At 72.7% G+C, this 12,854-nt stretch carries 12 protein-coding genes; 6 read left to right on the forward strand and 6 right to left on the reverse strand.

Going from position 1 to position 12,854, the window contains the following annotated elements; translation table 11 throughout:
• Positions 1-53 precede the first annotated feature (53 nt).
• Together B446_RS32820 and B446_RS32825 are read left to right on the forward strand one after the other, a co-directional pair.
• Positions 54-326, forward strand: coding sequence for a hypothetical protein (locus tag B446_RS32820; protein ID WP_020943756.1), 273 nt, complete (start codon positions 54-56; stop codon positions 324-326).
• Positions 323-1,816: a cytochrome b gene (locus B446_RS32825; RefSeq protein ID WP_020943757.1), complete on the forward strand. Its 1,494-nt coding sequence runs from the start codon at positions 323-325 to the stop codon at positions 1,814-1,816. The genes B446_RS32820 and B446_RS32825 overlap by 4 nt, the downstream gene beginning before the upstream one ends.
• Here B446_RS32825 and B446_RS32830 read toward each other — a convergent pair.
• Positions 1,752-2,135 (reverse strand): cytochrome c oxidase subunit 4, encoded by a 384-nt coding sequence (locus B446_RS32830; protein WP_020943758.1) that lies wholly within the window; start codon positions 2,133-2,135, stop codon positions 1,752-1,754. The genes B446_RS32825 and B446_RS32830 overlap by 65 nt on opposite strands.
• A complete protein-coding gene (gene ctaD / locus B446_RS32835; RefSeq protein ID WP_106960642.1) occupies positions 2,132-3,814 on the reverse strand; it encodes a cytochrome c oxidase subunit I in 1,683 nt (560 codons plus the stop codon). Before ctaD ends, B446_RS32830 begins: the two co-directional genes overlap by 4 nt.
• Before the next feature lie 165 nt (positions 3,815-3,979).
• Between ctaD and B446_RS32840 the strand changes: the two genes are divergently transcribed.
• The 3 genes from B446_RS32840 (at position 3,980) to B446_RS32845 (ending at position 5,604) form a co-directional block, all read left to right on the forward strand.
• A complete protein-coding gene (locus tag B446_RS32840; RefSeq protein WP_043476919.1) occupies positions 3,980-4,348 on the forward strand; it encodes a DUF6479 family protein in 369 nt (122 codons plus the stop codon).
• Positions 4,349-4,484: 136 nt separating this feature from the next.
• On the forward strand, positions 4,485-4,658 hold the full coding sequence (locus B446_RS39825) for a hypothetical protein (protein WP_020943761.1): 174 nt from the start codon (positions 4,485-4,487) through the stop codon (positions 4,656-4,658).
• A 142-nt stretch (positions 4,659-4,800) separates the two neighbouring features.
• Positions 4,801-5,604: a class I SAM-dependent methyltransferase gene (locus B446_RS32845; protein ID WP_020943762.1), complete on the forward strand. Its 804-nt coding sequence runs from the start codon at positions 4,801-4,803 to the stop codon at positions 5,602-5,604.
• On the opposite strand, the gene rfbC is transcribed toward B446_RS32845, so the two are convergent.
• From rfbC to B446_RS32865, 4 genes are all read right to left on the reverse strand, one after another.
• Positions 5,594-6,202 carry a dTDP-4-dehydrorhamnose 3,5-epimerase gene (rfbC, locus tag B446_RS32850; RefSeq protein ID WP_043476934.1) on the reverse strand — a complete coding sequence of 203 codons (609 nt, stop codon included), beginning with the start codon at positions 6,200-6,202 and terminating at the stop codon, positions 5,594-5,596. The two genes, B446_RS32845 and rfbC, sit on opposite strands and share 11 nt — an antisense overlap.
• Positions 6,203-6,206: 4 nt before the next feature.
• Positions 6,207-8,162 carry a glycosyltransferase family 2 protein gene (locus tag B446_RS32855; protein WP_020943764.1) on the reverse strand — a complete coding sequence of 652 codons (1,956 nt, stop codon included), beginning with the start codon at positions 8,160-8,162 and terminating at the stop codon, positions 6,207-6,209.
• A 124-nt stretch (positions 8,163-8,286) separates the two neighbouring features.
• Positions 8,287-8,871, reverse strand: a complete 585-nt coding sequence (locus B446_RS32860) for a hydrolase (RefSeq protein ID WP_020943765.1) — start codon at positions 8,869-8,871, stop codon at positions 8,287-8,289.
• 269 nt (positions 8,872-9,140) lie between these two features.
• A complete protein-coding gene (locus B446_RS32865) occupies positions 9,141-9,578 on the reverse strand; it encodes a MarR family winged helix-turn-helix transcriptional regulator (protein ID WP_020943766.1) in 438 nt (145 codons plus the stop codon).
• 125 nt (positions 9,579-9,703) lie between these two features.
• On the opposite strand from B446_RS32865, the gene B446_RS32870 reads away from it, so the two are divergent.
• Positions 9,704-12,748, forward strand: a complete 3,045-nt coding sequence (locus B446_RS32870; RefSeq protein ID WP_020943767.1) for an FAD-binding and (Fe-S)-binding domain-containing protein — start codon at positions 9,704-9,706, stop codon at positions 12,746-12,748.
• Positions 12,749-12,854 lie beyond the last annotated feature (106 nt).

Raw genomic sequence — 12,854 nt, forward strand, 5'->3', positions numbered from 1 at the left:
CCTCGTGGCGGCTCGACAGGCGGCCTCGTGCCGACCGTGCCTAGGGTCTTGACGTGGCACACACCTTCGAAGAGCTGGTGGCCAAGCAGCGGGCCGCGGACGCGGCCCAGCGCATGGTCGACGAGCTGCGCAGCGCGTACGGCCCGCCGGCCGGCCGGCAGATGAGCGGCGCCCAGTCGGGCACCTACGAGACGGCGCTGCGCGCCTGGCGGGACCTCGCCCGCGACGTGCAGACGGCGCTGAGCGAGTACGCGCGGGACACGGGCCGGCCGCGCGCCGAGGTGGAGGCCGAGGTGGCACGGGCGGCGGCACCGGAGGACACGTGAGCCGAGCGGGCCGCCGCGCGGAACGGATCGCGGGCGCGGCGGACCGCAGACTCCCGCTGCTCCAGGGCGGCGCGCTGCTGCGCAAGGCGTTCCCCGAGCACTGGTCGTTCATGCTCGGCGAGATCGCCCTCTACAGCCTCCTGGTGCTGATCCTGACCGGCGTGTGGCTGACCTTCTTCTTCCAGCCGGAGATGACCGAGGTCGTCTACGACGGGTCGTACCCGCCGCTGCGCGGTGTGCTGGTGTCGGCGGCCTTCGACTCCACCCTGAACATCAGCTTCGACGTGCGCGGCGGCCTGCTGATCCGGCAGATGCACCACTGGGCCGCGCTGGTGTTCATCGCCGCGATCGGCCTGCACATGCTGCGGATCTTCTTCACCGGCGCGTTCCGCCGGCCGCGCGAGGTGAACTGGGTGATCGGGCTGACCCTGTTCGTCCTCGCGCTCGCCGAGGGCTTCGCGGGCTACTCGCTCCCCGACGACCTGCTCTCCGGCACCGGACTGCGCATCGCCCAGGGCATCATGACGTCTCTGCCCGTGGTGGGCACGTACGTGGCGTTCTTCGCCTTCGGCGGCCCCTACCCGGGCCACGACATCATCACCCGCCTGTACCCGCTGCACATCCTGCTGCTCCCGGGCGCGATCCTCGCCCTGGTGACGGTGCACCTGATGCTGGTGTTCCACCTCAAGCACACCCAGTGGCGGGGGCCCGGCCACACCAACCGCAACGTCGTCGGCAAACCGCTCTTCCCGCAGTTCACCGCCCTCTCCACGGGCCTGTCCCTGACCGTGGGCGGCGTCCTGACGCTGATGTCGGGCGTCGCGCAGATCAACCCCGTGTGGACCTACGGCCCCTATCGGCCCGACGTGGATTCCACCGGCTCGCAGCCGGACTGGTACGTGGGCTTCCTGGAGGGCGCGCTGCGGCTCGTACCGCCCTGGGAGACGAACGTCGCGGGGCACACCCTCATGTGGAACGTGCTGCTCCCGGCGGTGGTGCTGCCGGCGCTGCTGTTCGGCGTGCTGTACGCCTACCCGTTCGTGGAGCAGCGTCTGACCGGTGAGTGGTACCGCGAGCAGCACCTGTGCGACCGTCCGCGCGAACGTCCTGTGCGCACCGGCCTCGGCGTGGCGGGCACCGTCTTCTACGCCGTGCTGCTGGTGGCCGGCGCCAACGACGTCATCGCCCAGTCCTTCCGCGTCTCGGTGAACGCCCTGACCTGGATCCTGCGGGTCTCCCTCGTGCTCGCGCCCGTCGTCGCCTTCCTGGTCACCCGCTGGCTGTGCCGGGCGCTCACGGAGGCCGAGCGCGAGCGCCTGGCCGAGGGCGTGCCCACCGGCGACATCAGGCAGAACGTCACCGGCGGCTACGAGAGCGGCCACGAGCCCGTCGAGGAGTTCCGGCCGGGAGCGCCGCGCCGGGCGCTCACCGGCGGGCGTACTGGAACACCATCCCGTAGACCCCGCGAGCCAGAACGACCGAGCCGATGAGGAACAGCCACAGCCCGAAGACCACCCCGGTCGCCGTCAGCGCGGAACCCAGCGCGACCACGATCGGGAACGGGCTCTCGTCCGGGAAGAACGCCACCGGACCCGCCGCCTCCGCCACGTCCGCGTCCGTGCGGTCCTGCGGCCGGGAGCCCCGGCGCCGGTACTGGACCAGGAAGAAGAAGCCGATCACCCCCGCCATCCCGCCCGCCACCACCAGCGCGGTCGTGCCCGCCGCCTCGCCCGACCACACCCCGTACAGCCCGGCGGCCGCCCAGAAGAACAGCGCGACCCCGCCGAACAGCCTCGCCTCCGCCTTCACCGCAGTCCCTCCTCCTCGGCCGTCCGCACGACGTCCGGATGGTGCAGGTCGAACGCGGGCGACTCCGAGCGCACCCGGGGCAGTGCCACGAAGTTGTGCCGCGGCGGCGGGCAGGACGTCGCCCACTCCAGGCCCCGGCCCCAGCCCCACGGGTCGTCCTCGGTGACCCGCTTCCCCCGGACGGCGGTGCGCCAGACGTTGTACAGGAACGGCAGGGTGGAGACGCCGATCACGAACGCCCCCGCCGAGGAGATGGCGTTGAGCAGGGTGAAGCCGTCCGAGGGCAGGTAGTCCGCGTACCGGCGGGGCATGCCCTCCTCGCCGAGCCAGTGCTGCACGAGGAAGGTCGCCTGGAACCCCGGGAACAGCAGCCAGAAGTGCCACTTGCCGAGCCGCTCGTCCAGCATCTTCCCGGTGAACTTGGGCCACCAGAAGTAGAACCCGGCGAACATCGCGAACACCACCGTGCCGAACAGCACGTAGTGCAGGTGGGCGACGATGAAGTAGGAGTCGGTCAGGTGGAAGTCCAGCGGCGGCGAGGCGATCAGCACGCCGCTGAGCCCGCCCAGCAGGAACGTCACCAGGAACCCCATCGACCACAGCATCGGCGTCTCGAACGAGAGCGAGCCGTTGATCATCGTCCCGGTCCACGCGAAGAACTTGATGCCCGTGGGCACCGCGATCAGGAACGACATGATGGAGAAGAACGGCAGCAGCACCGCGCCGGTGGCGAACATGTGGTGCGCCCACACCACCGCCGACAGCATGGTGATGCCGATCGTCGCCCCGATCATCGGCAGGTAGCCGAACATCGGTTTGCGGGAGAAGACCGGGATGATCTCGGAGATGATCCCGAAGAACGGCAGCGCGACGATGTACACCTCGGGATGGCCGAAGAACCAGAACAGGTGCTGCCACAGCAGCGCGCCCCCGTTCGAGGCGTCGAAGACGTGCGCCCCGAACTTGCGGTCCGACTCCAAGGCCAGCAGCGCGGCGGTCAGCACCGGGAACGAGGGCAGCACCAGGACCGAGGTGAAGAGCACGTTCCAGGTGAAGATCGGCATACGGAACATGGTCATGCCCGGCGCGCGCAGGGACACGATGGTGGCGATGAAGTTCACCGCGGTCAGGGTCGTCGAGACACCCGAGACCACCAGCCCCATCGTCCACAGGTCGCCGCCGGCGCCGGGGGAGAAGTAGGCGCTGTTCAGCGGGGCGTACGCGAACCAGCCGAACGCCGCCGCCCCGCCCGGCACCACGAAGCCGGAGATCACCATCAGCCCGCCGAACAGGTACATCCAGTACGACATCGCGTTCAGCCGCGGGAACGCCAGGTCGGGGGCGCCGATCTGCAGCGGCATGACCGCGTTGGCGAACCCGGCGAACATGGGCGTGGCGAACAGCAGCATCATGATGGTGCCGTGGATCGTGAAGAACTGGTTGTAGGTCTCCTCGCTCAGGAACTGCAGTCCGGGACGGGCCAGTTCGGCGCGCATGCCGAGCGCGAGCAGCCCGGCCAGCAGGAAGAAGGAGAACGCGGTGACCATGTAGAGCCGGCCGATCACCTTGTGGTCGGCGGTGAAGGCCCAGCGCAGCAGGGCCCGGCCGGGCCGCTGGGCGGGGGCCGAGTACCGTGCGGTGATCTCCCTGATCTCGGACATTTCCGGTGATTCGGTCATCGTGGGCGACGGTACTCCGCGGGCCCGGGGGGCCGCCCGCGCCACGCCCTGCGGGCCCACGCCCACGCCGCGCCCGGGTCCGCTGCCCGCTGTGCCGTCCGGGTGAAGCGCCGTCGGCCGGGCGCCGCCAGGCATCCGCCGGGCGCCCCCGGGTACCCGACGCCCATGAACGCAGCCACGTACCAAGCAGCCGGGGGCGCTCACATGTTCGGATACATCCTCGTCCTCGTCGCCGGTGTCGCCATCACGGCCGGGCTGGTGTGGGCCGTCCGGCTCGGCATGAACGTACGCCGGCGGGAGTCCGCCCCGCCCCGTCCCGACGAGCAGCCCACGCTCCCGCCCGACGGGCCGGTGCGGGAGACGCGTGAGATGCGGGAGCCCCACGAGGTGCCGCGGGCCACGGACGAGAGCGAACGGCTCACGCCCCATCAGCTCGGCAACGTCGGCACCCGGCGCGCCGAGGACCAGCGCCGACCGCGGTGGTCCCCCGGGTCCAGTGGATCCTTCGGTGGCGGTGGCGGCGGCCGGACCTGAGGTGGTTCCGCCTGGTTTGTGTGGGTGCGGCACGGGGACCCGGACCGGACACACACCGTGCGACGGGCCGGGTGCGGGAGTCGTTCCCCGCACCGGCCCTCGGAGCCAGAGGGACTCAGAAAGAAGATGAAGCGCCGTGACCGCGCACAGCAGTGAGAAGACCACGCTCCCCTATGCCGAGACCGGCTGGTCCAAGGCGAAGCGCCGCCAGGGCACCAAGGCGCGCACCTGTCTGCCGGCCGTGCTGGAACGTTCCGCCACCCAACGGGGCGCCGAGGCCGACGACAACATAGTCCGCGGCGAGGACTGAGCGGCGCGAACTGGGCGGCGGCCGGTGTGGCAAACAAAGGTCCGAACCGGACGATCGCCGCTAGGGTGAGGCCGCGAGCCGGGGGAGCGGCGCTCGGCTCACGCAGCCATGCCCCGCCTCCCGTCCGCCAGGAGATGTCCCAGTGAAACGGCACGAGTTCCTGCGGGAGCTCCACAAGGTCAGCGCGAACCGCAACTACCTGGAGATCGGCGTCAACGACGGGCGCAGCCTGACGCTGTCCCGGGTGCCCAGCATCGCGATCGACCCCGCGTTCAAGGTGGTCACCGAGATCCGCTGCGACGTGCACCTCGCCAAGGCGACCAGCGACGACTTCTTCGCCCGCGACAACCCCCTCGCGCACCTCAGGGGCGGCCGCCACCCGCTGCGCAACCTGGCACGCAACCGCAGCCCGTTCGGGTACTTCAGACGCACCACCGTCGACCTGTCCTTCATCGACGGCATGCACCTGTTCGAGTACGCGCTGCGGGACTTCATCAACATCGAGAAGCACGCGGACTGGGCCAGCGTGATCGTCTTCGACGACATGCTCCCGCGCAACGTCGACGAGGCCGCCCGCGACCGGCACACCAACGCCTGGACCGGCGACGTCTACAAGCTGGTCGAGATCCTGGGCCGCCACCGCCCGGACCTGGTCACGGTCCTGGTCGACACCGCGCCCACCGGCCAGCTCGTGGTGTTCGGCGCCGACCCGGCGAGCACCGTCCTGAAGGACCGCTACGACGAGATCGTCGCGGAGTTCGACGTGCCCGACCCGCAGAAGGTGCCCGAGTCCGTCCTGGAGCGCACCACGGCCGTCGCGCCCGCGGACTTCCTCGGCGCCGGCTTCTGGAAGCCGCTGGTGGCGGCCCGCAACCGCGGGACCGGACGGGCCCGCGGCTGGGAGCCGCTGCGGCGCGCGCTGGCGCCGTACTCCGTCAGCCGCTGAACCGGCCCGAGCGCAGCCGCTCGTAGTGGGCGGAGCAGTCCGCGTAGCCGGGCAGCAGCCCGGACCGCTCCGCCTCGGCCAGAGTGGGCGCCTCGGCGTCCTTGGCCGACATCACCGGCTCGACACCCTCCGGCCAGGGGATGCCCAGACCGGGATCGAGCGGATGCACGCCGTGCTCGCGCCCCGGCGCGTACCCGGCCGAGCACACGTACACCACGGTGGCGTCGTCGGTCAGCGCCATGAAGGCGTGTCCGAGACCCTCCGCCAGGAACACGGCGTGCCGGGTGTCGTCGTCCAGGCGCACCGCCTCCCACCGGCCGAAGGTGGGCGAGCCCACCCGGACGTCCACGACCACGTCCAGCACGGCACCGCGCACACAGGTGACGTACTTGGCCTGCCCGGGCGGCACGTCGGCGAAGTGGACACCCCGCAGCACGCCTCGCCGGGACACCGAGCAGTTGGCCTGGGCGAGCGTGAGGTCGTACCCGGTGGCCTCGCGGAACTCCGCGCCCCGGTACCACTCGTGGAAGCTGCCCCGCTCGTCCGGGAACACCTTCGGCTCCAGCACCCAGGCGTCCGCTATCCCCAACTGCCGCATTCCGTCAGGCCCTCCGAGTCGTCGTGGTCGTGCCGGCGCTGCCCCGTACCACGCCGAGCAGGCGCCGCGCCGCGCGCAGCACCCGCCGCAGCGGCCGGGCCGGCGCGCCGCGGGTGACCTCGACGGCGCCCCGGGCGCGGCCTGCCCGCAGCAGCAGCGGCAGCGCGAGGACCCGGCCGCCGGCCGGGCGCAGGTCGGTCCGCCAGGTCGTGCCGCGCAGGTCGTCCGACGGGAGCGCGGCCTCCAGCAGCGCGTGCGCGCCGTCGGCGGGCGTGAGCACGGCGGCCCGGTCGAGCGTCCGGCCCGAGGCGGTGTCGGTCAGCCGCACCGCGACGTCGGTGGTGTCCGGGACGTGCAGCGGCAGCGCGACGGTCAGCACCTCGGTGTCGGACACCGCCGCGTCCGCCGGGGTGAGCCGGTGCAGGCCGAGCGACCTGACGGCCCGGTCCACGTCCAGGGAGAGGTTGCGGTACTGCTTCGTCCAGTACGGCAGCACCACCCGGCCGGCGACGAGCCCGGCGGGCGGCAGCGCGGCCGCCCGCTCCGGGGCGGGGCCCAGCCGGCACTCCTTGGTCCAGCCGCCGAGCGAGACCCGGACGTAGGCGTCCCACAGGCCGCCGGACAGCGCAGCGCCGCCCGCCGCGGCGGCGGGGTCCACGGTGGCCGTGCCGCGCAGCACCAGCCGGACGCGGCCGTCCCCGGCCGGCACCCGTTCGCGGCTGATCTCCACCGGCTGGAAGAAGGACGCGGCGGTCCGCCGGTCGCGCAGCACCAGGTCGGCGCGGGCGTCCTCGAAGCCGTCGGCGGCCGCGGCGGCCAGCCGTTCCGTGGCCTCGGCCAGGTCGGCGGGCGCGCTCCCGGCCGCGGGGCCGGACACCTCGGGGTCCACGGTCAGGGGGCCGTCGGGATCGTGGTACTCCGCGGTGAAGCGCACCCGCAGCGTGCCCTCCTGCCACTCCACGGCCGTGGGGACGGCCCTGGGCCGCACGCCCGTCTCCCAGGTGGCGTAGGCGACCAGGTCGTCGTACCGGTCCTCGCGGATCAGGGCGGCGACGATCCGCTGGTCGGGGCGGAGCCCGGGAGCGACCCCGGGGCCGAAGCGCTCCACGACGACCGCGTGCATCTCGCGCAGCAGGTCGCGCCGGTAATCGTCGGGCATCGCCAGCAGCCGGCGCCCGCTCATCCGCTCGACCATCTCCACCCGCAGCCAGCGGCGCAGCAGCCGGTCGCGCAGCGGGCCCGGCTCGGTGTACCGCTCGACGACGTCGAGGGCCTCACGCAGGTTCTTGAAGTAGCCGACGGGCTCGAAGCGCTGGAAGCCGGCGTTGGCAGCGTCCTCGCGTTTGACGTGGTAGTAGCAGACGTAGTCGCCGAGCACCGAGACGTTGTCCGCGCGCAGATAGGCCTCGGTGACGAAGACGTGGTCCTCCAGGCGCCGCCGGCCCTCGGGGAAGCGCAGCCCGGTGCGCTCGAGGAAGGCGCGCCGGAGCATCTTGTGCGGGGTGAGGCTGTCGATCAGCGGGGCGTCGGCCACGGTGGCGCGCGGCCGGTTGCGGCGGAACAGCTCCACCGGCACCGGGCGGCCCTTGCCCGCCATCTTGCCCACGATCACGTCCGCGCCGTTCGCCACCCCGTAGGCGTACATCCGCTCCAGGGCCTCGTCGCCGAGGTGGTCGTCGTTGTCGACGAACATCACGAACTCGCCGCGGGACGCCTCGATACCCACGTTGCGGGGCCTGCCCGACCAGCCGGAGTTCTCCTGGTGGATGACGCTGATGTGCCGGTGCTCGGCGGCGAGTGCGTCGAGCCGGGCCGGGGTGGCGTCCGTGGAGCCGTCGTCCACGAAGATCACTTCGAACTCGTCGGGAGGCAGTGACTGCCGCAGCAGCGAGGCGACGCACTCCTCGATGTACGGGCCGGGGTTGTACACGGGTACGACGACGCTGACCTTGACCGGCATCCGGCTTCCAAGCCCCCTTGGTTCGCTTTCCGTGACCTGGTGGGCACGGTGCGCGTGGCCGAAATGTTAACGCGGCGCCCGGCGGGGGCGGTTGCCCGCCCGCACCGGCCGCCGGACGCGCTGGTCAGGCGTGCGTCTTGGCCAGCAGCTCCAGGATCTCCGCCGTCGTGCCGCTCTCGCCGAGCCGCGGGAAGATCCGCTCCACGCTGCCCCGGTGCGCCTCGGGGTCGCTGTCGGCCATGGCGTCCGTCGCGAGGGTGACGTGGTAGCCGTGGGCGTAGGCGTCGCGCGCGGTGGACTCGACGCCGATGCTGGTGGCGACGCCGGTCAGCACGATCTGGGTGACGCCGCGGCGGCGGAGCTGGACCTCCAGGTCGGTGCCGTGGAAGGCGCTCCAGTTGTGCTTGGTGACGCGGATGTCGCCGGCGTGGCCGGACAGCTCCTCGACGACCGTGTCCCAGCCCTCCGGGAAGGCGAGGCCCCGCGCCTGGCGCTCGGTGCGGCCGGGCACGGCGTCCGCGAAGTCGGGCGCGAAGGAGACCCGGACCAGCACCACGGGCAGACCGCGGTCCCGGAAGGCGTCGGCGAGTTCGGCCGTGCGCGCCACGACGTCGGCGCCGGCGTACGGCTGGGTGGGCATGCCCACGATGCCGTTCTGCAGGTCGATCGCGACGAGGGCGGTACGGGGGTCGAGCGTGGTGAGCGACATGAGTCGGTCGGGCCTTTCGAGGGGTGGGACGACCAGCGGGACGGTGGGACGGAGGAGGGAGGAGGGAGGGGGGAGGGGGTGGGGCGGAGCAGACGGTGGATTCGGCGGGACCCGTGGGACCGGGCCGGGCGGGCGGACGCGCTGGACGCGGCCGGCCGGACCCTGCGGGCACGGGCACGGGCGCGGCGGACCCGGCCGGTGCGGGGCGGGTGCGGGACCCGCCGGCGTGCCGGGCGGGCCGCGGCGTCAGGGCTGGGAGAGCCGCGGCGTCAGGGCTGGGAGAGCCGCGCCATCAGCTCCAGCGCCCGCAGGACCGCCTGCCGCTCCTCCTCGGTGTAGCGGTCCTGGAAGGCGCGGGCCAGCCACTCCTCGCGCAGCTGCTTGTTGCCCTCGACCCGGGCCAGGCCGGCCTCGGTGAGGGTGACGAGCTGGCGGCGGCCGTCGTCGGGGTCGGGGGCGCGCCGGATCAGGCCGTGCTGCTCCAGGGCGGCGAGCGTGGTCGCCATCGACTGCGGACGCACTCCCTCCGCCGCGGCGAGGGCGCTGGCCGTGGCCGCGCCGTGCTTGCCGACCAGGGACAGGGCCGACTCCTGCGACGGTGTCAGGTCGGCGTCCTGCGCGACCTCGCGGATGCGGCGCCGCAGCCGGCTGAACACCACGCGCAGGTCACGGGCCGTGCGAACGGCGGATTCGGAGATGTCGGCCATGCCGCCACCCTAGATCAGGCAGGGCAAACTGTCCAGCCCAGACTGTTCAGTTTTGGCTGATTCATTGGCCGGGTACTCGCCCGTCCTCGGACGGGGCAGCACCTCGGTGATCGCAAGGAGCGCAGATGACCCCACGGGACATCTCCGGCCTGGAGGCCGCACTCGGGAACGACGTGGACGGGGAGGTCCGCTTCGACGCGGGCAGTCGTGGCGCCTACGTCACGGACGGTTCGAACTACCGGCAGGTACCGCTGGGGGTGGTGGTACCGCGCACGGTCGAGGCGGGCGCCCGCGCCGTGGCCGTCTGCGCCCGTTTCGACGTCCCGGTCCTCTCCCGCGGCGGCGGCACCAGCCTCGCCGGGCAGACCACCAACACCGCCGTGGTGATCGACTGGACCAAGTACTGCGACCGGCTGGTCTCCGTCGACCCCGACGCCCGCACCTGCGTCGTCGAGCCCGGCATCGTCCTGGACGCCCTCAACCACCGACTCGCCGTGCACAGGCTCCAGTTCGGGCCCAAACCGTCCACCCACAGCCACTGCGCCCTCGGCGGCATGATCGGCAACAACTCCTGCGGCGCCTCGGCCCAGGCCTACGGCAAGACCGTCGACAACGTGCGCCGCCTGGAAGTCCTCACCTACGACGGGCAGCGCGCCTGGGTGGGCCCCACCTCGCCCGGCGAACGCGCCCGGATCGAGGCGGGCGGCGGACGGCTCGCCGAGCTCTACCGCGGCATGGACCGCATCGCCACCGAGTACATGGGGGACATCCGGCGCGGCTTCCCCAGGATCCCGCGCCGTGTCTCCGGCTACAACCTCGACTCCCTGCTGCCCGAGAACGGCTTCGACGTGGCCAAGGCGCTCGTCGGCAGCGAGGGCACCCTGGTCACCGTCCTGCGCGCCGAACTCGACCTCGTGCCGGTACCCGCGTACCAGTCGCTCCTGGTCCTCGGCTACGAGGACATCTGTGCCGCCGCCGACGACGTCTCCCACCTCCTGGAGCACTGCTCGCCGAGCCAGCTGGAGGCCATGGACGGCCGCATGGCCCAGCTCATGCGCGAGGAGGGCGCCTACCTGGAGTCCCTCGACGTCCTTCCCCGGGGCGACAGCTGGCTGATGGTGCAGTTCAGCGGCGACAGCCAGGACGCCGTGGACGAGCAGGCGCACGCCCTGCTGCGGGCCGTCGGCCGCGGCGAGAAGGACGCGAACGTCGCCTTCTCCGACAACCCCGAGCGCGAACAGAAGATGCTCAAGGCCCGCGAGGCCGGACTCGGCGTCACCGCCCGGCCGCCGGACGACCGCGAGACCTGGGAGGGCTGGGAGGACTCCGCCGTCCCGCCCGAGCGGCTAGGCGACTACCTGCGCGACCTGAGGAAGCTGTTCGAGGAGTTCGACTACGACCACCCCTCCCTGTACGGCCACTTCGGGCAGGGCTGCGTCCACACCCGCATCCCGTTCGGGTTCAGGACCGCCGACGGCGTCGCCCACTTCCGCCGCTTCGTCGAACGCGCCGCCGACCTCGTCGCCTCCTACGACGGCTCGCTGTCCGGCGAGCACGGCGACGGGCAGTCCCGCGGCGAACTGCTCACCCGGATGTTCGGCGAACGCCTCGTGACCGCCTTCGGCGAACTGAAGGCGCTGTTCGACCCCGGCAACCGGATGAACCCGGGCAAGGTCGTCGACCCCCACCCGGTCGACGGGCAGCTGCGCCTCGGACCCGCCTGGCGTCCCGACACCCCCGCCACCCACTTCCAGTTCCCCGAGGACGACCACTCCTTCAATCGCGCCGTCATGCGCTGCGTCGGCATCGGCAACTGCCGCGGCCACTCCGGCGGCGTGATGTGCCCCTCCTACCGGGCCACCCGGGAGGAGGAGCACTCCACCCGGGGCCGGGCCCGGCTGCTCTTCGAGATGCTGGACGGGCACGCCGACTCGGCGATCAAGGACGGCTGGCGGTCCACCGAGGTACGCGACGCCCTGGACCTCTGCCTGGCCTGCAAGGGCTGCAAGTCGGACTGCCCGACCGGGGTCGACATGGCGACCCTCAAGGCGGAGTTCCTCTCCCAGCACTACGCGGGCCGGATGCGGCCCGCCGCCCACTACTCGATGGGCTGGCTGCCCCTGTGGGCCCGGCTCTCGCGCCTGTCCCCGGCCCTGGTCAACCTCGCGCTGCACGCCCCCGGTCTCGCCGGCGCGGGCAAGCGGCTGGCCGGCGTCGCCGCGGCCCGCTCGGCCCCCGTGTTCGCCCGGCAGTCCTTCCTGCAGTGGTGGCAGGCGCGCGGCGGCGACGAACCCGACCCGGCCGACCCGCGCACCGTGGTCCTGTGGCCCGACACCTTCAGCACCTACTTCCACCCCTCCATCGCCAAGTCGGCCGTACGGGTCCTGGAGGACGCCGGCTTCCGGGTCGCCGTACCCGCCGAGCCGGTGTGCTGCGGACTGACCTGGATCTCCACCGGCCAGCTCCCGGTCGCCGAGAAGGTGCTGCGCCGCACCCTCGACGTGCTGCGCCCCTACCTGGACGCCGGCACCCCGGTCATCGGCCTCGAACCCTCCTGCACCGCCGTCTTCCGCTCCGACGCCCCCGAACTGCTGCCCGCCGACCAGGACGTGCGGCGGCTCGCCGGACAGGTCCGCACCTTCGCCGAACAGCTCGTCCACCACGCGCCCGACGACTGGCGGCCCCCGCGACTGGCCCGCCACGCCACCGTGCAGACCCACTGCCACCAGCACGCCATCATGAAGTTCGACGACGACCGCGAACTCATGCGCCGCGCCCACCTCGACGCCGAGGTCCTCGACGAGGGCTGCTGCGGCCTCGCCGGCAACTTCGGCTTCGAACGCGGCCACCACGAGGTGTCCATGGCCGTCGGCGAACAGGGCGTCCTGCCCGCCGTCCGCGCGGCGGCCCCCGGCAGCCTGGTCCTCGCCGACGGCTTCAGCTGCCGCACCCAGATCGAGCAGGGCGGCACCGGCCGCCGCGCGCTGCACCTCGCCGAGGTCCTCGCCCTCGCCCTGGACGGCAACCTGCCCAGCGAGGAACCCGAACGCCTGGCCGACCGCCCGCACGGGCCGTCCCGCGTCCTGCGCTGGGCGACGACCGCCTCGGCCGTCGGCCTGGTCGCCGCGGCCGGCACCGGCGCGGCCCGGCGGCTGCGGCATCGCACCTGACCCGACCCGAGGGGAGTGCCCGCCGGCACGGCCACCGCGACGGAGGCGCGCACGCCCCCGCGCAGCCCGTACAGCCCGCACCGGAACGGAGCCCGGGGCGAGCCGG

Origin of the sequence: Streptomyces collinus Tu 365 (assembly GCF_000444875.1) — a bacterium.
GTDB lineage: Bacteria > Actinomycetota > Actinomycetes > Streptomycetales > Streptomycetaceae > Streptomyces > Streptomyces collinus_A.